We start from the raw sequence: 25,440 nt of genomic DNA, 5'->3' as shown, positions 1-25,440 counted from the left end.
GAAAGGTTCAAGAAAAAAAAACCGACAATCGAATATAAAAGGTTAAAATAATAGGTCGAAATTGCGCCATGTCATGAATATCAAGGATTTTAACAAAAACTACACATTGAAATGAGATGTATTTAATCTAATTAGTGACTGAATTACAGTTGGCATGTATTTTTGTTGACTATCCAAAATGACATATTTACGAACAAGCGCCTGAGAACTAGTGTTTATGTAAGCGCTAGCAAAATTTAAATCCTGATACAGATCAAGTAGCTAGACGAAAAAGAACTTAGTTCTGAAGGGGGAGATACTATGCAGGGTACAAAAAGGTTGCTCATGAGCAGCCAGCTTCAGAAAAGGCGGAAAGAAAGTAATAAAACATGGAAGAGAATTATTCAAAACTGGGAACTTTATATATTTATCGCCCCGGCGTTCTTCTACTTCCTTATTTTTAGCTATGGTCCGATGTACGGTATCCAAATCGCATTTAAAAACTTTATCCCGACAAAAGGGATATTAGGAAGTGATTGGGTCGGTTTCGACCATTTTATCCGCTTCTTCGATTCTTATTACTTCTGGGATTTGCTGTGGAACACATTTAGCATCAGTCTATACGATTTGGCCATAGGGTTTCCGATTCCCATCATTCTTGCACTTGCGTTTAACGAAGTGAAAGATGGATTTTTCAAACGGTTGACACAGACCATTACGTATGCACCGCATTTTATTTCGGTAGTTGTTATGGCAGGTATGATTATTACGTTCCTCTCTTCTTCAACGGGTATTGTTGTTCATATCATCCAATGGCTTGGATTTGATGCTCCGCAATTCCTAACTGATCCCAAATGGTTCAAGACGGTATATGTATTCTCTGGCGTCTGGCAAAGTGCGGGATGGGGCACGATCATTTACCTGGCCGCATTATCAGGTGTTGATCCACAGCTCCACGAAGCGGCAATTATTGACGGTGCTACAAGGTTTCAACGTGTTCGTCATATCAACATTCCGACCCTAGTTCCAACGATGACAATTCTTTTGATTCTAAATATGGGTAGCCTACTTGGGGTAGGATTCGAGAAAATATTGCTGCTTCAAAACTCATTGAATATGGGAGCTTCCGACGTTATTTCGACCTTTGTATACCGCTCGGGTCTCGTCGATGCGCAGTACAGTTTCTCCACGGCAGTTGGCTTATTCAACTCCGTGATTAATGCAGTTCTGCTAATAGTTGTTAATCAGATTGTTCGTCGCACAAGCGAGAACAGTTTATGGTAGAAGAAGGAGGCTTCGACAGATGATATCTGGAGTAAGGGAGACTGGAAGGGATAAGGTTTTTTTAATAATAAATTATATTTACGTTTTATTAGCATTGGTTATTGTGGCTTATCCTGTGATTTATATGATAAGCGCATCCTTCAGCGATCCCAAATATGTTGGGTCGGGTGAAATGTGGCTGTGGCCAAGAGGATTTACATTGAAAGGATATCAAATCGTATTTGAGAATTCAAAAATATGGACAGGGTATGCCAATACGATATGTTATACCTTACTTGGAACAGCTATAAACTTGGTCGTAACGATGCCCGCTGCCTACGCCCTTAGTCGCAAAGATTTCGTTGGCCGCAATTTTTTTATGGGGATGTTTATGATTACAATGTTTTTCGGCGGAGGTCTGGTACCAACTTATATTCTTGTCAAAAACTTGGGGATGGTGAATACGGTTTGGTCCATTGTTATCCCTTCGGCAGCTTCGATCTGGAATATCATTGTGGCCCGGACGTTCTTTCAGTCATCCATTCCGAAGGAACTGCAGGATGCTGCCCAAATTGACGGATGCACCAACATGCGGCTATTCGTCAAAATCATTCTGCCTTTATCGATGCCGATCATTGCCGTCATGGCTTTGTTCTACGGTGTGGGCAACTGGAATAGCTACTTCTCGGCACTTATTTATTTGAATGACGAATCCAAATATCCGTTGCAACTGATCTTGCGTCAAATTCTTGTCCTGCAGGAAATGTCAGCACAGGCAGGAGGAGCGATGGATTCAGCGTCGGCGGCGGCTCTCAACAACAAGGCTGAAGTTGCATCACTCGTCAAATATGCTGTTATTATCGTTTCAACAGTGCCAATCATTGCTGTTTATCCGTTTCTACAGCGTTATTTTGTCCAAGGTGTCATGATTGGTTCCGTTAAGGGCTGATCTTGAACATATATAAAAATTAAAGGGAGGTTGTTAAAAATGAAAAAGCCTCGTAAATCATGGGCTCTGTTGTTGTGTCTCACAATGTTCGGCTCCATGCTGTCTGCTTGCGGTTCAACTAATGATGATAAAAATGCAGCGGGCAACACCAATGCCAATGCTTCAAAAACGGGCTCGGAGGTGAAAAAAGAGGGATTTCCGATCGTCGACAAGCCGCTTACCCTGAGCTTGATGGCACCGGATGTTGGAGTTCAGGATTGGGAAAAGATGGTTGTCTTGCAAGAGATGGAGAAGTTGACAGGGATCAAGTTTAACTATCAGAATGCACCCCAAGACAGCTTTGAAACCAAAAAGAACCTGGTATTCGCGAGTGGCGATGTCCCGGATATATTCTACGCTGCCGATCTTAAACCTGCGGATCAAGTAACATACGGCAGTCAAGGTGTACTTATTCCTCTTGAGGATCTCATTGATAACTACGCGCCGAACCTGAAGAAGATCCTGGACGATCACCCGGATATACGTAAGTCCATGACTACTCCGGATGGACATATCTATGCGCTTCGGACAATCGACTTGTCTGCGGTATGGTATCGGGGTCCAATGTGGTATAACGGCAAGTTCCTCCAAAAATTCGGAATGGAAAATAAACTGCCTGCTTCGACGGAAGAACTGTACACTTATCTGAAGCGCGTAAAATCTGAAGATGCGAATGGCAATGGCAAGGATGACGAGATTCCACTTACCTCTGTGAAACTGGATGATCTGCGCATGTTCTTCTTCGGCTTCTGGAATATGTACGATGAGCAAATCTATGCCGACAAAGATGGAAAAGTACATTTTTCACCTCAAGAAGAAGGTTACAAAGGGTATTTAACATTCTTGAACCGTCTATGGGCTGAGAACCTGCTGGATCATGAGACATTCTCACAAACCGATGAACAGAAAAAAGCCAAGGGTAAAAATAATCAAGTGGCCGTATTCAGCGACTACTACCCTTACTTCACATTAGGCGGTGAGCCAAGTGGAGACAATCCGTTGATGACGCCAGTGAAGAGTGATATTGCAGGATCACCGGTTTACGGCAAACACCCAGGTCTTTCTTCGAATGGTACATTTGCAATCACAAAAAGTAACCCGAACCCTGAAGCCTCGATGCGTTGGGTAGATTATCTCTACAGTTATGAAGGTGCTACATTGTTCTCTCAAGGTCCAGAGAATTTGCTGTGGAAATATACGGATAAAGAGAAGCATGTTAAAGAATGGCTTCCAGTTCCTGGCGGTAAAGACCGTGAAGAATTTAAAGGAACAATGACGCCGAACTACGGTATTTTGAATCCTGGTGTGAACGATAGTTCGTTCAGCTTGGGACTCAAGAGTGATTTTGACAACTGGATTGACAAGGAAAATGCAGAGAAGCTTACACCGATTGCCAAAGTACCTTTCCCAAGTGTATATCTGTCGGTGGATGAACAGTCTGAGGTGTCTGCTCTAATGTCCGATCTGAACACTTATGTGAAACAAATGGAGGCTAAATTTGTAACGGGCGCAGAATCTCTTGATAATTGGAGTAAATATACTGATCAGCTCAAAAAAATGGAAAGCGACAAAATCGTAAAAATCTACCAAGATGCTTATGACCGTTGGAATTCCACCAAATAACCAGGCTCTGTAGCTCATAAAAAAACAACTTCCCGATGATGTTAGATCATGGTCGGGAAGTTGCTATTATTTTGTGAGGTCATCCAAAACAGGAAAATGTGTCTTCTATCTGGAGGTATACCATGAGTGAGTTGAATGTGACGGAACAAGAGCAAGTTGTAGAGCAAGGGGTTCACAATTACAGCAGTGAAGAGCAGTGGGTAAAGCCGGAGAGTCCGCTTCTGCTTGAGCGTCTGGGATGGTTCAAGGATCAGAAGCTGGGACTCATGATGCACTGGGGACCTTACTCGCAGCTTGGTGTGGTAGAATCGTGGGTCCTTAGCGATAAGGATGAGGAATGGTCACGCGACGGGATCAATTGGAATGTCGATACGAATGAGCTGAAGCGTCAATACGTCGGTTTAAACAAAAACGTTCAATCCAGTGCGCTTCCAGCCGGAGCTGTGGGCAGAATTGGCTGCCGAGAATGGATTCAAGTACTTGAATTTCACGACCAAGCATCATGACGGCTTCTGCATGTGGGACACTCACACCACGGACTACCGCGTTACAGGTCCGGCTTGTCCCTTCCATGCGCACAAATATGCCGACATTTGCAAGCAGTTATTCGATGCGTTCCGTGCAAAAGGTTTAGGCATCTCTGCTTATTTCTCGAAAGCAGACTGGAACACGCCTACATACTGGGCACCTGGAATGGAGCGCGGTACTTTTACGTCGCGGGGGCCTTCCTATAATCCGAAGGAATATCCTTGGCTTTGGGAGCAATTTGTGAAATTCACCCATGAGCAGATTATGGAGCTGATGACCCGATATGGCCGCATTGAAATGTTATGGCTGGATGCGGGATGGGTCTGTGAAGAGAGCGGCCAGGATATCCGGCTTGGAGAAGTCGTCGAAAAGGCACGCGAAGTACAGCCTTGGCTGCTGTCCGCTGACCGGACTGTCGGCGGAGCCTATGAGAATGTCATTACACCGGAGCAGACCTTGCCTGAACAGCCGTTAAATGTCCCTTGGGAGAGCTGTATAACGATGGGAACCTCGTTCTCCTACCGTTATGAGGACAATTACAAGTCTGTACGCCAGTTGATTCATTTATTGGTTGAAATCGTGGCAAAGGGCGGCAATTTGGCGCTAAATGTCGGACCGCAACCTGATGGGAGACTTTCTCAGACAGCCATTGACCGGATCAAAGGCATGGGCACATGGTTGAACGTTCACGGCGAGGCGATTTATGGGACACGCGTTTGTGAGCCGTATTCGGTGGGGAACTATCATTTTACTCAAACCAAGGATACAACGTATGCCTTCTACTTATATAAAGATGAACATGAGACGGTGAAGGAGGAATTGCATTTACCTGTGCTCCAAGAATTCAGCCGGATTGATCTCGCCGGAGGAGAAGATAACCTGCAGTTTCATCGAACGGAGAATGGGATCATTGTTCGCCTACCGGAGAATGCGGTATCAGAGCCAGCGCCGATTACGCATGTATTTAGGTTGCACAAGCGAAGGGGGAAATGAGAGATGCAAAAGTGGTTCAAAGAAGCTAAACTCGGTATTTTTATTCACTATGGAATCTATGCAGTAAATGGAGTCTCGGAATCATGGTCTTTTTATAATGGGAGAATGTCTTACGAAGATTATATGAAGCAACTGGACGGATTCACGGCATCGAAGTTCGATGCCGACCAATGGGTTGAGTTGATCGAAAAGTCAGGTGCCAAATACGCGGTTCTTACGACGAAACACCATGACGGGGTCGCCTTGTGGGACACGCAATACAGTGACCTGAACGTTGTGAAAAAAACTCCAGCCCAGCAGGATCTTGTTCAAAAATATGCTGAAGCCGTGACAAAAAAAGGCATTCGTCTGGGCATGTATTATTCTCTGATCGACTGGTCGCACCCTGATTATCCAAGTGTATATGAAGACGGTAAAGTTCCTGAGGATTTGAGCAAAGTGAACAAATACTCAAGCCCTACAGACGGTATCCAGGATGAGGAGAAATGGAAGCGTTTTTTACAATTCAACAATAATCAGCTTAAGGAAATTTTAACGAACTATGGTAAGGTCGACCTGCTGTGGTTCGATGGAGATTGGGAACGAAGTGCCCAGCAATGGAACTTGCCCGAGTTCAAGCAATACCTTCAATCGTTCAACCCGGACATCATCATCAACTCCCGTCTGCAAGGACATGGGGATTACAAGACGCCGGAGCAAGGGATACCCATCACCCGGCCGGAGGGGCCATGGGAATTCTGCACGACGATCAACAGCTCTTGGGGATATGTGCCTACGGATAATCAGTACAAATCATTGAACCAGATCATCCGAATGTTCTGTGATTGCATCACTCTGGGGGGCAACATGCTGTTGGATATTGGGCCGATGGAGGACGGAACGATCGACAAGAGACAAGAAGATATTCTGCTGGGGCTGGGTGAATGGATTCGAACGCACGAAGAAGCTGTATTTGGAACAGATGAAGGGATTATGACCCGTTATTACTTAGGCGGCAGCACCATTTCAAAAGATAAAAAGACATTATACCTCTTTGTATATGACGATCCGAAAGAGAACCTATGTCTGAAGGGACTATGCAACCCTATCCAAAAAATCACCGTGCTTCATTCAGGAAAAGAGCTTACCCATGAAATTCACGGCGGGGTTCCCTGGTTCAACATTCCGGGAACAACGTGGATTCATATGACACCCCAAGATACACATGAGCAGGTTACGGTCTTGAAGCTGGAATTCAAAGAGGTGCTTGAAATGTATGGAGGATCCGGCGCTGTGGTTACACATAACTAAAATGCTTGAGCAGGTTGTCTAATTATTAAATGCATCAGATCTGGGATGAGATGAGTGCTCTCTATTTTAAGACATACACAATGAAACAATAGGAGGAGAAAAGATGAAGCTTAGCGGAGTACCAGAGCCGAATATTGAATTTGCTCCAAAGCATTATATTTGCAGGCGCGCTGCCGGGCCGCTCGTCCTGGATGGGCGCGTGGATAAACCATTCTGGGCAGCAGCTGATTGGACGGAGGATTTTGTCGATATCGAAGGGGATCTTCGTCCGCTGCCCGCGAAGCGGACCCGGGCCAAAATGCTGTGGGACGACGAATATTTCTATTTCGCAGCGGAACTAATGGAAGATCAGATCTGGGCGACGCTGACGGAGCGGGATTCGGTCATTTTTTATGACAATGATTTTGAGATATTTATTGATCCTGATGGGGATACACACCAATATTATGAGTTTGAGATCAATGCATTGAACACGGTATGGGACCTCTTCCTGGTGAAACCGTACCGCGACGGCGGACCCCCGGTCAACGGCTGGGATATTAACGGACTTCAGACCGCCGTGCATATTGACGGCGAGCTGAATCAGCCGGGCGCGGCGAATCGGAAATGGAGTGTTGAAGTGGCTATGCCGTGGACCAGCTTGCGTGAGTGCGCACCTGAAGGCCGTCCCCCGGTAAAAGGCGAGTTCTGGCGTGTTAATTTCTCCCGTGTAGAATGGCATATTGAGGTCAAAGACGGAGAATACCGCAAGGTGCTGAACCCGGACACAGGCAAGCCTTACCCTGAAGAGAATTGGGTCTGGTCTCCAATGGGCATTATCAATATGCACTATCCGGAGCTGTGGGGCTATGTCGTATTCGCAGACGAGGACGGCCCTGAATCGTTCCAGCTGCCACCCGATGAACGAATTAAGTGGGAGCTGCGCAAGCTGTACTACCGTGAACGCAATTTCTTCGAAACTTACGGTGAATTCACCTTAGATGAGAATATATTGATGAGAAACGAGCCGTGGAGCATCACACCGGCGATTGAGGCGACCCGCAGGCTGCTGCAGATTTCCGCACCGTCGTCGGACGGGAAGTCAAGCTACTGCATCAGGGAAGACGGAAAGTTATGGAAGGAGTGATTACCAATGACCCAACTGACGTCTGTGTTCTCATTGGATGAAGAAATGATGCAGCAGATTGAGCAGAAATATGATAAAAAAAGACAGATCGCCCAGCCGAGGGAACATGAGCTGTTCGATATCTTTCAGGAAGAATTGACCGAAGAAGAGACATGGGCGCTTAAGTACTTATTTGCGTATATGCCTCTGAATGATTTGGCTGATTATGAGGGTTCATTATTTCTAAGTCATGTGCGCCGAACGCTGGACATTCGCAATCAGGTTCCCTGGGGCAAGCGGGTTCCGGATCACCTGTTTCTGCATTACGTACTTCCGTACCGCGTAAATACCGAGAATATTGAGGATTCCCGCGGTATTCTGTATGACCAACTGGCGCCTCGAACGACGCAATTAAGCATGGCGGAAGCCATTTTGGAGACGAACTATTGGTGTCATGAAAAAGCGACATATATTGGAAGCGACATGCGGACGATCTCCCCGCTGACGATGATTCGCAATGCACGCGGCCGCTGCGGTGAAGAATCGACTCTGGCAGTTGCAGCACTGCGGAGCATTGGTATTCCTGCCCGCCAGGTCTACACGCCGCGCTGGGCTCATTCTGACGATAACCATGCCTGGGTGGAAGCCTGGGCTGACGGGCAGTGGTATTATATCGGCGCATGCGAGCCGGAAGCGCAGCTGAATCAGGGCTGGTTCAGTCCGCCAGCCCGGCGGGCAATGCTTATCAATACAAGGATTTTCGCCGATTACCCTGGGCCTGAGGACATCACACTGGCCGATGAGTGGTTCACGGAAATCAATCTGCTGGAGGGCTACGCGCGAACGCGGACCATCACCGTTCAAGTGAAGGATGAGCAGGATTGTCTGGTCAGCGGGGCCTATGTACATTTCCAATTATATAATATGGCTGAATTCTACCCGCTTGCTACACTGCCCACAGACGGAATGGGTGAGGCGTCATTCAAGACAGGGTTCGGTGATCTGATTATCCGCGTTGTAAAGGCAGGCCAGTGGGGAGAAAAGAGAGTCACGGTCTCGGATGGTGAAAACATCGAGATTGTGCTTGGACAGATATACCAGCCGGAAGGAACGGCAGACTTTGATATGATTCCTCCGCCGGAAAGGGAGGGTGATGTTTCGGAACCGGTCTCCCAGGAGAAGATGCAGCGGCATCAAGGCCGGCTCGAAGAAGGAACGATGATCCGTTCAAGCTATGAGGATACGTTTATGGATGAAATACAGGCATCAGAGTTGGCCCAAGCTGCCGGCCTCCCGCAGGACCGGGTATGGGATGTGCTGCGAAAGGCGCGCGGGAATAGCCGCGAGATTGCTGCCTTTCTGCGGGAGCGCTCTGCCGAATATGGAATATTGCCGCTGCGGCTGCTGGAGAGTCTGAATGAGAAGGACCAGATAGATACCGTATATTCTACGCTGGATGATCATTTGATAGGTGCTCTTGCACACCAAAGTAAACTTCCGGAAGAAGTATTTATTCAGTACGTTCTTTGTCCCCGCGTGATGTATGAAATGATTGCGCCCTATAAGCGTTTTTTTCAAACAGCGTTTACCGAAGCGGAATCCGAAAGGTTTAGAGCCGATCCTTCCGAACTTGTTCGCAGGATAGATGAGGGATGGGGCCTCTGGGAGGACCTGCCTAATTTGAAGGGCAAGGGAACGCCAGTAGGCACCTTCCAGATGAAGAAAGGGGACAGAGCATCCCTCGATATCCTCTTCGTGGCTATTTGCCGGAGCCTCGGTATTCCGGCGCGCCTGCATCCGAGTGAACATACACCGCAATATATGGCGGCAGGAAGCTGGGCAGATGCGGTATTCACGCCGGAATCTGTGCTGCCGGAGAAGAAGGGCACCGGAACGCTGCGATTCATTCAGGACAATGAAGCAGCAGCAGAAGCTCCGGCAGCCTCGTATTGGGAGAATTTTACGTTCGCGCGGTTGGAGAACGGTATTTATAAGACGCTGTTCTACCCGTATGGGAAATCGGATGTCTATGATGAACCTTTTGAAGTGGAGCAGGGCTCCTATCGAATGACTACGGGCATTCGTCTGAAGGATGGCAGTGTGCGGGTACGCTTTAATTATTTCAAGGTGCGTGCCGGGGAACAAATTGAAGTTCCGCTGACATTCCGGGAGGTGCCGCTGGACATTCCGGTCCTTGGCAAGTTTGACAGGGACAGAACATTCTCTTTGCCGGACGGAACTGGCAGGACTTTAGGAGAGTTGGTGGGCAAGAGAGGGGCCATAGTCACCTGGATAGAACCGGAACGGGAGCCTTCCAAGCATTTGATCCGCGAACTATGCGAGCTTACAGAGCCGCTTACTGAGCTTGGCGCCCCCGTTGTTCTTGTTGTCGGAGATGGTCACTGGACGTCTTCGTTCGATCCTTCCAGCTATACTAAGCTGCCGGAAGGCACCCTTTTTGTACGGGATACTGCCTATGACTCATTGCCGGACTTCATATCACAGCCTCCGGCGAATGAGGCGGGCTTCCCGCATCTCTTCGTGCTGGACGGCCAGGACCAAATCCGGTATACGGCGTCAGGGTACAAAATAGGATCCGGCAAAGAGGCATTGCAGGTGCTCTCCGGGGTATGGCAACCATTGACGGATAGGGGGGAATCGAGTCGATGAAGGAGAAAGAGAAGTACATTGTAGCGGGTTATGTGCTTGATTCCAAGCTTTCGGAGATGACACAGGAAGACCTGAATAAACTGACTCATCTGAATGTGGCGTTTGGACATGTCCGGAACGATGAGATCCGCACGGATCATATGAAGCATATGGAGGTTTTGGATGAGATCAAACGCGATCATCCCGAGCTGAACCTGCTGTTGTCTGTCGGAGGATGGAGTGCAGGAGGGTTCTCGGAAGCTGCCGCTACGGAAGATGGAAGAAAACGAATGGCTAATTCCGCACTCCGTGTATTAACAGACTTTCCTTTCGACGGAATCGATCTGGATTGGGAATATCCTTGTTATGGAGAGGCCGGCATCCATTCAAGTCCTGAAGACAAGACGAATTTTACGCTGCTTCTGAAGACGATGCGGGAAGCACTGGATCGTAAAGAAGCACAGGATGCACGGCATTATTTGCTCACCATTGCTGCGGGAGCGGATCAGTATTACGTCGACGGTACCGAGATGGATCAGGTCCAGAATTATATCGATTTTGTTCAATTAATGACCTACGATATGCGTGGAGGATTTCAAGTTCTGACCGGACACCATACGAATTTATATACTCCCACCGGTGATTTATTCCGCATTAGTACAGATGCCTCCGTGCATATATTCGTCCAAGCAGGCGTGCCAAGGGACAAAATCGTGATTGGCGCAGCATTCTACTCCCGTATCTGGAATCAGGTTCCCGATCGTAATCACGGGCTTCTTCAAATGGCCGGAAGCACAGGCGGCTATGGGCCGGATTTCACGGCCCTTACCTCGGATTACATCAACAAAAACGGGTTTACCCGATATTGGGATGAGGAGGCTTGTGCGCCTTACCTTTTCAACGGTTCAAGCCTCATCTCTTATGATGATGAGGAGTCGCTGCGGCACAAATGCAAGTACGTGAAGAACAACAACCTGGCCGGCATGATGTTTTGGGAGTACAGTTGCGACAAGACACACCGGCTGCTGAATGCCATCCACTCAGGATTGAAGGCAGAGTAGAACTGCTAACTAAACAGAAAAATAAAAATACCAGCTAATTGTGTGTCATGTATACGGTTTTGGATACCCCTAAAGTTAGTTATACTGTTGAACACATAACGAATGAACCTCCATTAAATAGAAGTTTATGAAACTAAAGAGTGTAGGATTACCCTTTCTGAAGATAGCGTACACGTGATCGAGTAACTTGTTGGCGCAATCGATCAATGCTATTTTAGTGGGGCTTTCCTTCACTCTTTTTCTGTCGTAATACTCCCTGAGACGAGGGTTCAATTCTCCTCCTAATCCGCATGTTACCGCTTAAAATATCGACTGTCGTAGTTTTTTGGAGCCTAGTTTCGTGAACTTGTTCTGAGTGGCATGTGTGCCACCAGTTGTTTGGGAGGATGAAACTGCGATGCATCTCCAATTTCAGAAACTATGGCCTTGGCGAATCTTGATTCCGACCCCCTGGGATAGATTCCACTGAACTTCAGCCAGAGCCTCTTACTTTTCCAGAATTACTTTTTCGAGTGCTGCAAGTTGCTTTTGAAATTCCCAAACAGGAGTCAGCAGACTTCGAACCGCCATCTCCAGATACTTTTTAATGTACGTGTACATCTTTCTAAATGAGTTTGAAACCCTTACTTGATCTGCGTAAAGACATTACGATTTAGGTGGAATTATTCCTACCAAAGCTCTCGGTAGAATGGTGACTATCATAATGACCATCATAAGTCTGATAAGGTGCCCGTCTTCTCTTCTGGTATATGCAAACTACGGTACTGACCTGGGGTATACCCGGTCTCTTTCTTGAATTTACGAATGAAATTTGGTGTGTCGAGATAACCGACCTGGACAATAATGTCTTTAAGAGAATCATTCGTTGTAATCAGTTTGTGCATAACTTCATTCATTCTTTTTTGCCAAATATATTGGATAAAATTAATACCTACCTTTTCCTTAAAGGATCTGCTCAGGTGTGAAGGCGAGATACTGTATTCTTGAGAAATAGTTTCCAGGCTAAGTGTATGCTCCCTATAGTGACTGTCTATATATAATACAATTTGATCCATAAGTGTATGTTCTTCATTCTTTTGATCATGCTCAACCTGCGAACAAATCCGCGAAGCCAGGTTTACGAAAGCCTGCTTGAGTTCCTCCAGTGAATTGTAGGTGATCTTGGGCGGAACTTCATGCATCAGATTATGAATTCCAAGCTCAGAGGCAGTCTTTAGCATCGTATTCAGAATATCGTAAACGATGAAGCGCAGGAGTTGTGAAGAGAGCAGAGAAGTTGGCAGTTCGCTGATAGCAACCGAAATAGTTCTCTCTGCAACTTCAAAGCTTCCCTGCTTCAGGCTTTGGGAGAGTTTTAGTAGTACATGATTTGGGACCCAGAAATCTTGTTCAGATGTAGAGAACAGCTTCTCAAAGAACGTAATGCTTTCATGAGATGAAATGTTCGTCTCCAGAGCTGAACAAGCTTCAATATAGGATTGATTTAGAAGAGAAATGCTTGAATAACACGTTCCGACACCAATCACTGGATGGATATCGAACATTTCCAATAAATTATTACGAGTTGCTTCAACTATATGTCTAATGTGATCAAAATTCTGGAGCTTACCGTCCGAATCATAACCGATAATGAGTGCTAGCTGGTTTGGTTGAGGCAGTTCGACACTGTAGGCCCTTGCGGATAATTCAGGGAAGCTAACTTGTGTGAATAGATGGAATATAGCCTGACGATTCTGGCTTTCATCCTGTTTGTTGGAAAATTCATCGCATTCGATAATCACAACAAAATAATGAGAACTTTCAAATGTAAAATCAAAACTGCCTAGAAGATCAGAGGACACACCTTGAGTATTTCCATATTTCAGCAACATCATGAGAACATGATTGCGCGCATAGGGCTCTTGGAGATCCGCACGCACGCTGTGTTCCTGCAGCAATATGCGTATGCCTTCAAGCTCGTTACCGAATGGCCGTTTCGATCTAGATGTTGAATTTGCGAACTTTACCAGTTCGGATATTGGTACATACTGCATTCTGGCCAGCATAAGAGCAATAGCCCCACCAACGGCCACACTGATCAATAACAGCATGATTATAAAGCTGCGTACTTGCAGAACATTACTGAATATTTGAGCGCTGGGCATTAGGGTGACATAAGACCAGCCGTTTTCGGAGGACTTTACGGATATAATGGAGTGCGACTTTCCGTTTAATACCTCATTATGAATACCTGGTTCCAGAATAAATAAGGACTTCACCTCTTGCGTGGACAATGATCTTTCATTACCATTAGAGGTCAATATTTGGCCGTTATTATCAAAAATGTAGGTTAACCCGTGGTAACTGCCCAGCACAGAGTCAATCATCCTGTTGAGTTCAGATTCGGGTATGAAGTACATAATAGTCCCGTGAGGGTTAGGGTTGTTTGGTGTGATTGGAACAATGTAAGCCAGAATTGATTGTTGGAGAGATGGGGTTCGGTTGACTAGATCTGCTGGACGCATCGCCGGAAATTTAACTTTGTTCAAATCATGGAATAGTGTATTCTTGGTCCAATTGTGGAAGCTGTAGTTGCTTGCGAATACCTCCAAATTGGACATGCCCCGGGAAGAATAAATCCGGTCATCATTATAATAATATAGAAACAATTCTCCTATGATCGAACTGGTTGCTTTGTAATTGTTCAATGCACTGATTGCCTCTCTACTGAAATAGGGATCATGCACCCGATATGGTGTTAAGCGTTCGTCATAGGAAATTCGGGAAGCCATATCATTCAATTCCTTAATCCGTCCGTCAATAATCGTTTTGGCTTGGTTCAATTGATTGATGTGGGATAGTTCAATCTCTGATTGGAGGCTTCGGGTCGCATTCCGATAAATGAATGCGGTTACAATAATGAGCGGAACCACCAATATCAATAAGTAAGAAAAGATGTATCTTAGGAAAAGTTTAGATTTAAAGTAACTGCGATTCATTGTAGACTCCCCCTAATTTCATCAACGTTATTTACATTAATCATATCATACCAAAAACTCAGGACTTGCATAGTGGAAATACGGAAATTACAGAGACTGGTCCGTTGCCGTTTGTAGGGGGATAGGAACGTGCTAAATGAAAAGAGATTGTATAGGTAGGGGACTGGAGGGCTCTAACATCCGGATTGGTCATGACCATACACATCGTCATGAGATAGAGAAATTGATCAAGATCTTAAGATTAATCAAGTGGCTCGCATACATTGTTTGCTGAAATGGGTTTTGTTTTGCAGCATCGAGTAACCGTTGAACTCGTTCGTTAATCCACCTCTCTGATCGACCACGTTTTGAAGATAGGAGAGCACTGATTGTATTTTTAAGTGTCTCTTCACTGACCTGTAGAACAGAGGATGAAGTCGGAAACTCGTGTAAGAACCGAAGGGATACTTTAGAATACATAGCCCCAAAAACACCTTTGTACACCGGGAAAACCTGATCTAGAACGGCTTGGAATTGCAGTTTCGTCTGCACGCACATCTTAGAAAAGGATTCGTATTGTCGCGTTAGATAACGCATATTAAGCAGTTGCGCACCTCTTTTTTTGAATGGTTCGATCCTCCCTATAGTAAAGTTCACCCAGAAGATAGGCATCTGCAGCATCCGTTTTCACTTTGCGAAGATTGGTTTTTCGAAGCCGATTAAAAATGAGCGGATTGATAACGATGAATAAATAGTGATGCTCCTCAAGGAACTGAACAACGGGGCTTTGATAGTGCCCGGTTGCTTCCAGGATTATTGTAGGTCGACGTCCTGATGCTTGTTCGACGTCCTGAATGGTTTGAAGCAATATCTTGAGACCATCTCTTGTATGTTCAAAATGAAAGGTTCCTTTGTATGGTTTCCCTCGATCTAAGATAACGAACGAGAAAATATATTTTACCCGGGTAATATTGATTTTATATTTTTACCCGGGTATAATTAGTGAGGCAATCAGAGAGGAGGTCAGCATGAGTAATTCGCTAATGCGCTTTTACTGCACGGCATTTTTGGGTGTGGGAGTCGTCGCCAGTGGTTCGTTACAGCACGTTGTTACTACAGTGAAGAATGCTCTAGATGACAAAGAGCTCACACAGTTGCTTTTATTTGACGATTCCACGGGGAAGCCAATAGATGTTGATTTTCGTGGGAAGACAGATGATGTGCTTAAACGTTTAGGAGAACAGTTTGGTGACTCATCCAGTACAGAAGTGACTCACCAGACTACACGTCGGGTCGGTCGACCCAAGCTGGGGGTTGTATCCGGTGAGGTTACGTTATTGCCTCGACATTGGGAATGGCTCAAGAGTCAACCTGGAGGGGCGTCTGTAACATTACGAAAGCTCATTGATGAAGCTCGCCGTGCTGGAGAGCAACAGAGCACAATCCGAGAGTCACAAGAAGCAACATATAACTTTATGACAGCTATGGCCGGGGACTTCCATCAATACGAAGAAGCTCTACGGGCACTGTATGCTGGTGATTTGGATCGTTTTTACCACTTCATCGATGACTGGGCACCTGATATCAGAAACCATGTCAAGCGATTAGCCGCTAATGCATTCCCCGAAGAGAACTTATGAATGAAAGCATATGAGGGCGTAAAGAATTAAAAAGGACTTGCGGAAGGAGTCACTATGACTCGTGATGTTGTTGATTACACAGCCAATCCTGAACTAACACCAGAGGTCTCTATTAGCGGTGCCGAAGCTTTCAACCGCTATATTGAGCACACCCTCCCATATCTCCGTGAAAGCGGAGGCAACATCGTGTTTCTTGGCGATGGCGGAGAGTTTCTTATCGGACCCGAAGACGAGAAATGGGATCTTGTCATGCTGATCCGCCAGAGTAGCGCGCAGTTATTCCTAGCTTTCTCAAGTCATCAAGACTACCTGGCCGGTATCGGTCACCGGACTGCAGCGATCGAAGATTCACGCCTTCTGCCTATGGCAGAACTTCCGAAACCGAATTAATTGAGGAGAACATGACCATGAACATTTTAAAAGTTAACGGTGTTGAGTTGGCCTATGATAGTTTCGGTAACGAAAATGACGAGGCTATTATCCTAATCGCCGGGCTTGGAACCCAGATGATCCGCTGGACGGTTCCGTTTTGTGAACTATTGGCAGCGCGGGGCTTTCGGGTAATTCGCTTTGACAATCGCGACGTGGGCTGCTCGACACACTATAGTCATTATCGGGCGCTGAATTTTGACGCACTGGCGACTGCTCTCATGTCGGGACAGCGACCGGATATCCCTTACACTCTCGATAACATGGCAGGCGACGCTATCGGACTGCTCGACGCCCTTTCCATTGACCGGGCACATTTCGTTGGCAGGTCGATGGGCGGAATGATCGCTCAGATTGCAGCCAGTGAGTACCCTGAACGGGTTGTATCACTCACCTCCATTATGTCTAGTTCCGGTAATCCCACCCTTCCGCAAGCTTCCCCGGATGTCATGGCGATGATGACTAAACCTGCGCCGAACCCCTTTGAGGATCAAGCAGGATTTTTGGCGCACAGCCTCTCTTTTGCCAAACACATCGCCGGCACCGGCTATCCGTTTGAAGAGGACGCTTATCGGGCGCTCATTCTGGAGGAAGTCCAGCGAGCCTACGATCCAGGCAGTGTCGGACGACAAATTGCTGCGATCGCTGTCTCCGGTGACCGTCGTCCGCGGCTGGCGACCATAAAAGTACCAGCACTTGTCATTCATGGGGTGGACGATCCCCTGTTCGTCCCGGCGTGTGGCGAGGACACGGCTTCTGCCATCCCGGGCGCCGAGCTAATGTTGGTTGACGGCATGGGACACGACCTGCCGCACCAACTGTACAAAGAAACAGTTGATGGCATAGTGCGAACGGCTCGTCGCAATTGACACGCGCTTCCTGAATAGCAACCAGCCGGAGTCTCACGCTATCCACTGGGGTTGAGTAGGCCTAAAAGCCATTGCTGATCAATTTGCACCTTTGGCGCATACGACACGGGTGGAAGCGGCGGTGCTCTTGGAACAGTTCCGATTCATCAATTAACGGTGCTTGCTAACAGAGCCTCCATTTTTACGTATATGTGTAATCGATCGAATAAGCGCTGGTTTCATGATACCATTGTGAGCCGGCGCATTTTCTGTGAGGATTTTTCAATTAGAAAAGCAGCGTGGAATAAAGCCATCTAGCTATATTTTATTTTCTGCTGACAATTTTTAGAGAATTAATTGTGGAAATTTAATCAATTTTTATGGCACTTATTGTTCGATAGCAATCATAATTTTGGTAATATATTGATCTGTATCTTGGACCGCAAAATCATCAATAACATTCTCTTCGTAAGCATCCCCCTTCAATTTTACAGCGTTCTCATAAACATAATCCATAATTTCTGTATACGCTTGGGGTAACGTTTCCCAACTGCCTTTCCAAAACATTTGCAGATAAGTGCCGTTCGGCTTTACGAATAGAAAAGGATGATCCAGCTTCGTAGGGACTTTAAGGAAGTAGCGCGCATAGCTGCTGAATTTATGATTCATCAAACTCCCATGCGGGATTACGCTCCCATAGGAATGACAATATAGGTGCCGATCGTGCAACTGCTTCAGGGATGAAGAATAAAAGATATCGCCGTTTTCTCAGAATCATCTGTAAGTATAGGGCTGACTATAAGATATTCTTCATCACACTTTTCCATAAAAATATTACTCTGATTTGGCAAAAGCGAAGACTCGACAGAAGCAGACTTTGGACTCAAATAATTTGAGCAATTTCTCTGGAGAACGATTCACCATATAATCCTTGATTTCTTTAATCGGCATATCTAGTCCTCGAAGTCCTTTATACAACAACAAAATAAGGGGCGTATATGGGATGGGACATAACCGAATTTTATAATGACTTAATGTTTAGAGTTCCGGCCACGGTTCAGGCATCCTCACATTCAAAGAATGGCGGCAATACTTATATGTACTACTGGACGTATCCATCCGCCAAAAAATATTATGGGGCTAGCCACGCAATGGAGCTTGCATATGTTTTTAACAATTTACAGGAAACGATTTATACTGGGAATAATACTAATGTTGAGCTTTCATCTGTAGTTCAAAACATGTGGGTGAACTTTGCCAAAACAGGAAACCCCAGCATAAGTGACATAGAATAGCCACGAATCGAAATTAGGCGATATATCGGAAAAACTGACGGGAAAGACGAGCTTCATTGTTCCTGGGGTAGAAACTACAGACGCGGGCGTCAAATCTGCAGGGGGCCGTGGCTAAAGGCAGCTTGGCTAAAATGATCGGATGGTTAGAAGAAGAGGAAGTTGCAGGATTGAATGTATTGAAAGGAGAAAAGAGGCAAAACGGAATCGTAAGGGGTACGGTTCCGAAGAGTGGGGAAGCTGGTGAATGTAAAAATTCAAGAGTTCGGAACCAATGAGCGAAGAACGGTTGATAAGGAGAATTAAATGAAACCACGTACTTTATACGCCAAAGCAGGGGAAATAGGGAGGAAGTCTTTCTTCCATGAACGCGAGTCTATATTTAGACCAATTACATCAACAAAATGATTAATATTATCTGCAGCAGTTTGACTTACTTCAGAAGCACCAACCCATTTATTCGTTTTGTCGAAGACAAGTGTTAATTTTGCATTCTAATCTTTACTGGCTGCTTTGTTACGGGTGCTGTCTTACGTAGTGTCCTGTAATTAAATAAAAAAAGAACACCTCATCCAAATCCATGGACGACGTGTCTTTTTTTGGTACTCATTGATATCTTTTATTTTATTTCATTCATAAATCTCCTGAAATTTTCCGCGATTTCTTTGGATCGGGTATAGTGCAAATAGTGCTCTCCTTCAAATGTCATCACTTTTCCATGTACTGAGTTTTTTATTTGCTCGTCATGAAGAGGTATCCAATTTTTCGTTTCGGTATCATTCGCTTGTAAAAAGAAAATAACAGGAAGCTCTTTGGGGAAGGACAAGTTCTCAGCTGCTTTGAAATTAGGACCAAAATTTTCGCCTTCATTCAGGTTGTTCGGATTAAACGTATTTTTGAGTGAAAGCATTCTAATTTGTTCTCTGGTTTCATCATCAACGTCGGGTGCAAGCAGTTGGTCAGGGGCCAGTTTCATTAACAAGCGGTAGAACCCTGATTTTTTAAGCAGTTTATACGTTCCTGCCGGGAATGGATCGTCCGTACCGCCTTGTGTTGGAACGCTGCTTTCAATTCCGACAAACGCACTGACTTCGTTTGGATATTTGTTCACATAATCCAGTCCGTAAATCCCTGAAATGGAGTGAACCATGAGCGTGTACCGATGAATATTAAGTTGCTGTAAAGCTTCATGAATTTCACTAACCATATTTTCAGTGGTACGCTCTTTTTCAGTTACGTCACTTAATCCATAACCGAAAGGCTCAATTACGACGACTTTGTATAAGGGAGATAGCTCATCAATTAACGGTTTAAAATCAAGGGCTGGAGCTGGTGTTCCATATCCGGGAAGCAATACCACCGTTTCTTCGCCTTTTCCTTGAATCAACACATTCATGTTTTTCCCGTCAACCGCTACAAACTGGCCATAGGGTTTTATTTTCCCTTCCTCCGATTTGTTACTAAATACATTAATAATAAAAACAGTGGCAATAAATAATACAGAAGCAATAACTATGGCTCCGAATATTTTGAGCAAAATGATTAATATTTTTTTCATTTACTTTTTAATAAAATTTCAAATTGGGAGCCAGCCTCACCTGCAAATACAATACGGCCGTTTTCTGGTAAGACAACTTCATTCTTACCGCTGACCACGCTGTGATTAATACAAATACCTGTCTGGTCATATACCGCAAATCCCCCATTTGCAGGCATCTTCACGGTCATGACTTTTCCTTTCACAGTAGCTGGTACCCAAAACCATTTGGCATATCCATCTGCTTGGATGGTTGTTGCGGATTGTTTACCCGAATAGATTGGTTTCACCATTTCCTCACTGGCGTATACATAACCTGAAAATGTAAGATACTCTCCTCCGTTCTTTTTGGAGAAATGAATGTCCATCGTATCCCGTCCGGCAGTACCAGGAATCTGCAATCGATTGGCTGCTTCGTTGGCTCCAATAATCTTATTATTGGACATATACCCTGGATTCTCTTTATTCATATGAATAGGCAGGATCGATGTAGCATTAAGATAGAGCATTGATGTGTATTTCTCATTCACCAGATAATATTTTTTACCATCGCGCTTTGCCCATGCAGCGTTAATCTCCTTGGATAATGTATTGGCTGTAAGCTTCTCCGCATTATATTCTGAGAAAGCCAGCTGTCCGAGTCCTGGAACGGATATATAGGATCGAGACCACAGGTAGGTACTCCCATTTTTCTCCACAACGAATTTTAACTTTTCTGTACCTTCGTCGTTAACAAAATTACCATCCGCAGTATATGTGTATTTTTGAACCGGATTACTCGGAGCTGTGAGTGAGGATATAGTCATTTGTCCGGCCGTATTTATATTGATCTTCGTAACCGAATTATTGCCACCATATATACCTGCATACTTGGAGATTTCCTTAGGCATATTTGCCTTCACTGGCACGACAAATGATTTTTCCGGCTTCCGTTCTGTAATCATGCCCTTTTCTTCAAGTGCGCTGAGTAATAATTCATTCGCAATGAATTGATTGGTTATGCTTGACCCGCCTGAAGAGATAACCGCTGCAGCCATGTTATATCCTGGAAGCACCACTAATGAAGAATGATAAGATAACGTATCTCCTCCTTTTATAACGGCCTGAATACCGTATTCGTTGAATGGGAACAAGTTCACGCTATCCCACCCTAATCCGTAAGACATAAGCGAATCGCTATCCTTAGGCCACATGCCTCTTTTATACTCTTCTTGTGCCATGGCTTTTACCGACTTACTTGAAAGAATACCCTTAACTTCTCCCGTGAAGATTCGTGAAAATTTGACCAGATCTTCAGCGGTGGAATACAGACCTCCAGTACCGAGGACATTATAATTCTCTTTTGGAAGTTGTCCTTTATAAAAAGGGGAATAGATTCCCGCCATTTCTGCCGGATCAAGCACATCCTGTGGTGTTTTGGTATGGTTCATGTCCAAAGGCTCCGTAAAATAGTTGTGTATATATGCGGTATAGCTGATACCGCTAACTCTTTCAACCAGAATCTCGGCTAACGTAAAGCCATCGTTGCTGTAAACTGAGTATGCGCCGGGATCTGCCTTCAGGTGTTGAATCGCCAATTGCTCCAAAAACGTATCATGTGAATACGTGTCATTATCTCCGTACAGTGTGGCATTGCTGGTTGAGGTGCCCAGAAGACCAGAGGAATGATTCAGCAACATACGGGGTGTAATCTGTTTGTATCGGTTATCTTTCATTGTAAAGTCAGGCATATAGTTCACAACAGGCACATCCAAATCGATCTTACCTTCGTCAACGAGCTTCATTACAGCGGCTGTAAGCATCATTTTACTGGTTGAACCGATGCCATAGATCGTATTCGAAGTAAGCGGTACCTTGTCGTTGATATCATTCTTGCCCGTTTGACCGGAGACCACAATCTCTCCACCATCGATGAGCGCATATTGCAGACTTGTCGTCCCGTACGTCTCGGTCAGTAATTTGGCTTTTTCGATCACGTTGTTCTTCGTTGTCTCATACGTAAGATTGCTGTTGTTATTCATGGCAGTCGGTGCGGCCATTGCAGACATTGGAGCAAGTATCGTCAGCATGAGAGTCGCAGCAGCTATAGTAATTCTTTTTCTTGTTGTCCCCATACTCATCTTTGTTACCTCTCCTGGTTTCACTCTCGCATCTACTCCTGTCTTCATCATTATGTTAGGCCACCTTAACGGGGGCGCTAAAGACAGTATAACCAACCAAGATGTCCCCCTAATGACTACAACATGAACGTAGGATGAACAGGCCAAAAAAGTTTGCATCATCACATGCAAGAAGGTTTATACATGGTGTCGTAGCCTAGAGAAGGCATGAAATCCAATTACCCTGCAGGTGTTGTGATTGGCAAGATGACTATGAAGGTCGTTCCTCTTCCGTATTCGCTCTCCACCCGGATGTCCCCTTGATGAAGCGATACGATCTGCTTTACAATAGCCAGTCCCATACCGCTGCCTTCATATTTCTGGCTGTGGGAACGATCAGCTTTAAAGAATCGGTCAAATATACGCTTTTGGTCTTCCGGGAGAATACCAATACCCGAATCCGATATGCGGACGGTCACGTTCTTGATATTCTGTTTGATCCTGACGCTAATTCGGGCACCATCCTTGGAAAATTTGATGGCATTGCTGAGGATATTGGTCCACACCTGATTTAGCTGGTCATGATCGGCCGTGATTTTGGTGGGCTGCAAATCAAGATCGAACTGAATGTTGCGGGCTGACCATTGGGGTTGAATAGCGACGATTACTCGTCTGATCTGTTCATCCAGACTGAGTGTGGAGAGCCGCATTTGCAATGAATGAGATTCAAGCAAACTCAGCTTTAGCAGACTATCACTTATTTTGGACATTCGTGCAGTTTCAGTGATGATAATATCGAGATAACCGCTTCGTTCGTCATCCGGAAGGTCTACCTGCTTGAGCGCTATAGCAAAACCGGAAATGGAAGTGAGCGGAGACTGAACTTCATGGGACACGTTTGTCACGAATTCCCTGCGCATCTGCTCAAGCCGCTGTAGATCGTGCATCATTTCTTCGAAGCTACGAGCCAAAGTACCTATCTCACCCTTTTGTTTAATATTAAGCTTGATGTTGAAATCTCCAGCAGCTATAAGCCGGGTCGCTTCTGTCAGCTTTTTGATCGGTCTCACCAGAAACATCGCGGAAATTAGAATCAATAGGCTTCCTGCTATTAACGAACAAATCAAAAAAGTTACAACAAACTTGATGAAAAATGAGGTGGAAGAGGAAGTGAGGGGCTCTACAAACATGGCTTTGCTGCCCATTTCAGTTTTTATCGGCAATCCCAAGAAGATCGTATCAATCCCATTGACTTGGACCTTTCCCCCCTCCAGCACTTTCTTCACTTGTTCCGTAGTCACCGGGAAAGGATATTGTCCTTTAAGTTCTCCGAAGGATTGGAATTGATCCGTTGCTTTATAGATTCGAATGTGGTAGGAATTGAGTTGCTTCATTTCACTTATAAATATTTCTGCTTCAGGTAACGGCAATGTCTCGTAGATGCGGACGATATCCTGGCCAAAGTCAAGCAAGGTGAGTTGCAGGTTTTCGTTTAATTTATCTTGAAATATCCAGGTTGCAACAAAAAAAGCAATGATTGTGCCCCCGATCACGGAGACCAGAAAGGTCAGGACTACGCGTGTATATAAGGAACTCATCACTCCTGCACCTCAAGCCGGTAGCCAAGTCCGCGCACCGTTTCGATACGAAAATCGGAGATAGCCGCGAAACGTTCGCGTAGGCGTTTAATATGCACGTCTATCGTTCGATCATCGCCAGTATAATTAATCCCCCAAACTTGATCGATTAATTGCTCCCGCGTATAGACTTGTCCCGGTAATCCAGCAAGTTTATACAATAATTCGAACTCCTTAAGCGGCAAGGTGAACGACTCTGTACCTCTCATGACTTTATAAGTCTGCCGGTTCAGAATGACGTTGCCTAACTGGATGGTCTGCGTTAAACCTATACGGTATCTTTTCAACAGTGCCTTGACGCGAGCCATCAACTCAAGTGGATCGAATGGCTTCGTCAAATAGTCATCTGTCCCGAGCTGGAATGCTTGTACTTTCTCCCAGGTTTCGCTTCTTGCCGTCAACATTAGTAACGGAAGATCAGGATTGGCTCTTCGAAGTTCCTCGCATAATGCCCAACCGTCCATGACCGGCATCATAATATCAAGAATGACCAAATCGACTGGCGTGGAGGTATAGATGGCCAGTGCTTCCTTTCCGTCTGCGGCGTTTATCGTTGCAAATCCGTCTTTGTGCAAAAATAAACAGATGAGTTTGCGAATGTTCGCATCGTCGTCAGCAACCAATATCGTAGGTATCGTTGCCACTCTCCTTAAAAAGAATAATTCTTCGGTTGTGCAAGAGCGAAGAATGTCTAAATTATGCTACCTCATTGGCTGGAATCATGCAACGAAATTGATGTGAGAAATGATTTAAGAGTTATAGACGAAAGGGGGTGTCCCAAAAGCCATGAAATGGCTACTTGGGACATCCCTTGTTTTTGGAGTCGGACAAACGTTGTGCTCCGTGAGGACGCTCCGCGAACGGACCGTTGTTCCAATCGCTGTTGTGTCCAGATTTTTTTAATTCCCCTTAGCGGTGAAAATCTGGGGACAAAGGCGAACGCTACCGCTTTTCCACAATCAGTCCGTCCTCTCCGCTGTTTAAGCGGAAATTAGTACAAAAATCGTTAAAAAACAAAAAAAGAAACCGTCCTTTGGTAAAATGGAGTTACCACACAACCATTTCATAAGGAGAGGTTTCTTTTGTACATTCAATATACCATGGACCAACTTTGCTTGCCAATGGATCTCGAAGAAGATATTCCTTCGACCCACCTCGTTCGTGTCGTCAATGCAGCCGTCAACCGGTTGGACGACGCCATCTTTGACGCGGCCTATCCCGGTGGCGGTCGTGACAGCTACCATCCTAAAATGCTCACCAAAGTTATTATCTACGCCTACACCCAGCGAATCTATTCCTCCCGGCAAATCCGTGTCCAAAACTGGGGTCAGATGCTACTCCAGCTCTCCGTTTTCTTTTGGGAACGGATCGGCCAGTGCTTACGCTAGTGTCGCGAATTCCCCTTCGGGGGAATTCCTTGCTAAAGAGTTTACACAAAATTATTGACAGACCCGTTTCCTCTTAAAAAATAATGATATTAATGAAATTGACCATTCAATACAGATAAGTCCAAATGTGCATG

General features: G+C 45.3%; 18 protein-coding genes and 3 pseudogenes. 14 read left to right on the top strand and 7 right to left on the bottom strand.

All coding sequences use genetic code 11. The features are described 5' to 3' along the window. The first annotated feature begins 324 nt into the window (after positions 1-324). The 8 genes and pseudogenes from A3848_RS14370 to A3848_RS14335 all read left to right on the top strand — a co-directional run bounded on the left by A3848_RS14370 (position 325) and on the right by A3848_RS14335 (position 11,479). Positions 325-1,263 (top strand): ABC transporter permease, encoded by a 939-nt coding sequence (locus A3848_RS14370; RefSeq protein ID WP_244169690.1) that lies wholly within the window; start codon positions 325-327, stop codon positions 1,261-1,263. A gap of 19 nt (positions 1,264-1,282) precedes the next feature. Beyond that, complete coding sequence (locus A3848_RS14365; RefSeq protein WP_074085614.1) at positions 1,283-2,191, top strand: carbohydrate ABC transporter permease; 909 nt, start codon at positions 1,283-1,285, stop codon at positions 2,189-2,191. A 39-nt stretch (positions 2,192-2,230) separates the two neighbouring features. Further along, positions 2,231-3,853, top strand: a complete 1,623-nt coding sequence (locus A3848_RS14360) for an extracellular solute-binding protein (protein WP_074085613.1) — start codon at positions 2,231-2,233, stop codon at positions 3,851-3,853. A 122-nt stretch (positions 3,854-3,975) separates the two neighbouring features. After that, positions 3,976-5,374 (top strand): annotated as a pseudogene (locus tag A3848_RS14355) (alpha-L-fucosidase). Between the two features lie 3 nt (positions 5,375-5,377). Then, the gene (locus A3848_RS14350) at positions 5,378-6,664 is read left to right on the top strand and encodes an alpha-L-fucosidase (RefSeq protein ID WP_074085612.1); all 1,287 of its coding nucleotides are present in this window, start codon (positions 5,378-5,380) and stop codon (positions 6,662-6,664) included. Between the two features lie 103 nt (positions 6,665-6,767). Next, positions 6,768-7,790, top strand: coding sequence for a carbohydrate-binding family 9-like protein (locus tag A3848_RS14345; protein ID WP_074085611.1), 1,023 nt, complete (start codon positions 6,768-6,770; stop codon positions 7,788-7,790). 6 nt (positions 7,791-7,796) lie between these two features. Continuing rightward, on the top strand, positions 7,797-10,439 hold the full coding sequence (locus A3848_RS14340; protein WP_074085610.1) for a transglutaminase-like domain-containing protein: 2,643 nt from the start codon (positions 7,797-7,799) through the stop codon (positions 10,437-10,439). After that, on the top strand, positions 10,436-11,479 hold the full coding sequence (locus A3848_RS14335; protein ID WP_074085609.1) for a glycoside hydrolase family 18 protein: 1,044 nt from the start codon (positions 10,436-10,438) through the stop codon (positions 11,477-11,479). The genes A3848_RS14340 and A3848_RS14335 overlap by 4 nt, the downstream gene beginning before the upstream one ends. A 710-nt stretch (positions 11,480-12,189) precedes the next feature. Here the strand turns inward: A3848_RS14335 and A3848_RS14325 are convergent. After that, on the bottom strand, positions 12,190-14,457 hold the full coding sequence (locus tag A3848_RS14325) for a helix-turn-helix domain-containing protein (RefSeq protein ID WP_074085607.1): 2,268 nt from the start codon (positions 14,455-14,457) through the stop codon (positions 12,190-12,192). Between the two features lie 222 nt (positions 14,458-14,679). Beyond that, positions 14,680-15,412 (bottom strand): annotated as a pseudogene (locus A3848_RS33565) (IS110 family transposase); the annotation flags it as partial. Between the two features lie 52 nt (positions 15,413-15,464). Here A3848_RS33565 and A3848_RS14315 point away from each other — a divergent pair. The 3 genes from A3848_RS14315 to A3848_RS14305 are packed head-to-tail and all read left to right on the top strand — an operon-like array spanning position 15,465 to position 17,374. After that, positions 15,465-16,076: a DUF2239 family protein gene (locus A3848_RS14315; protein WP_074085606.1), complete on the top strand. Its 612-nt coding sequence runs from the start codon at positions 15,465-15,467 to the stop codon at positions 16,074-16,076. 54 nt (positions 16,077-16,130) lie between these two features. After that, positions 16,131-16,466 carry a hypothetical protein gene (locus A3848_RS14310; RefSeq protein ID WP_074085605.1) on the top strand — a complete coding sequence of 112 codons (336 nt, stop codon included), beginning with the start codon at positions 16,131-16,133 and terminating at the stop codon, positions 16,464-16,466. Positions 16,467-16,483: 17 nt separating this feature from the next. After that, the gene (locus A3848_RS14305; protein WP_074085604.1) at positions 16,484-17,374 is read left to right on the top strand and encodes an alpha/beta fold hydrolase; all 891 of its coding nucleotides are present in this window, start codon (positions 16,484-16,486) and stop codon (positions 17,372-17,374) included. A 366-nt stretch (positions 17,375-17,740) separates the two neighbouring features. Here A3848_RS14305 and A3848_RS14300 read toward each other — a convergent pair whose 3' ends face one another. After that, complete coding sequence (locus A3848_RS14300; RefSeq protein ID WP_178382002.1) at positions 17,741-18,025, bottom strand: GyrI-like domain-containing protein; 285 nt, start codon at positions 18,023-18,025, stop codon at positions 17,741-17,743. 326 nt (positions 18,026-18,351) lie between these two features. Between A3848_RS14300 and A3848_RS14295 the strand changes: the two genes are divergently transcribed. Next, positions 18,352-18,648, top strand: a complete 297-nt coding sequence (locus A3848_RS14295; protein WP_074085602.1) for a carboxylesterase family protein — start codon at positions 18,352-18,354, stop codon at positions 18,646-18,648. A 131-nt stretch (positions 18,649-18,779) separates the two neighbouring features. Then, positions 18,780-18,923: a hypothetical protein gene (locus A3848_RS33425; protein WP_483874430.1), complete on the top strand. Its 144-nt coding sequence runs from the start codon at positions 18,780-18,782 to the stop codon at positions 18,921-18,923. Positions 18,924-19,264: 341 nt separating this feature from the next. Here A3848_RS33425 and A3848_RS14290 read toward each other — a convergent pair whose 3' ends face one another. The 4 genes from A3848_RS14290 to A3848_RS14275 form a co-directional block, all read right to left on the bottom strand. Beyond that, positions 19,265-20,203: an alpha/beta hydrolase gene (locus tag A3848_RS14290; protein WP_074085601.1), complete on the bottom strand. Its 939-nt coding sequence runs from the start codon at positions 20,201-20,203 to the stop codon at positions 19,265-19,267. Next, positions 20,200-22,350, bottom strand: a complete 2,151-nt coding sequence (locus tag A3848_RS14285; protein ID WP_083612159.1) for a serine hydrolase domain-containing protein — start codon at positions 22,348-22,350, stop codon at positions 20,200-20,202. Before A3848_RS14285 ends, A3848_RS14290 begins: the two co-directional genes overlap by 4 nt. Before the next feature lie 170 nt (positions 22,351-22,520). Continuing rightward, positions 22,521-23,882: a sensor histidine kinase gene (locus tag A3848_RS14280; RefSeq protein WP_074085600.1), complete on the bottom strand. Its 1,362-nt coding sequence runs from the start codon at positions 23,880-23,882 to the stop codon at positions 22,521-22,523. Further along, complete coding sequence (locus tag A3848_RS14275) at positions 23,879-24,553, bottom strand: response regulator transcription factor (protein ID WP_074085744.1); 675 nt, start codon at positions 24,551-24,553, stop codon at positions 23,879-23,881. The genes A3848_RS14280 and A3848_RS14275 overlap by 4 nt, the downstream gene beginning before the upstream one ends. A gap of 447 nt (positions 24,554-25,000) precedes the next feature. Between A3848_RS14275 and A3848_RS14270 the strand changes: the two are divergent. Continuing rightward, positions 25,001-25,228, top strand: a pseudogene (locus A3848_RS14270) (transposase); the annotation flags it as partial. Positions 25,229-25,440 lie beyond the last annotated feature (212 nt).

Source organism: Paenibacillus sp. P32E, from assembly GCF_001909085.1.
In the GTDB taxonomy this organism is placed as follows: domain Bacteria; phylum Bacillota; class Bacilli; order Paenibacillales; family Paenibacillaceae; genus Paenibacillus_AQ; species Paenibacillus_AQ helianthi.
This window is presented reverse-complemented; position numbering and strand designations above follow the sequence as displayed.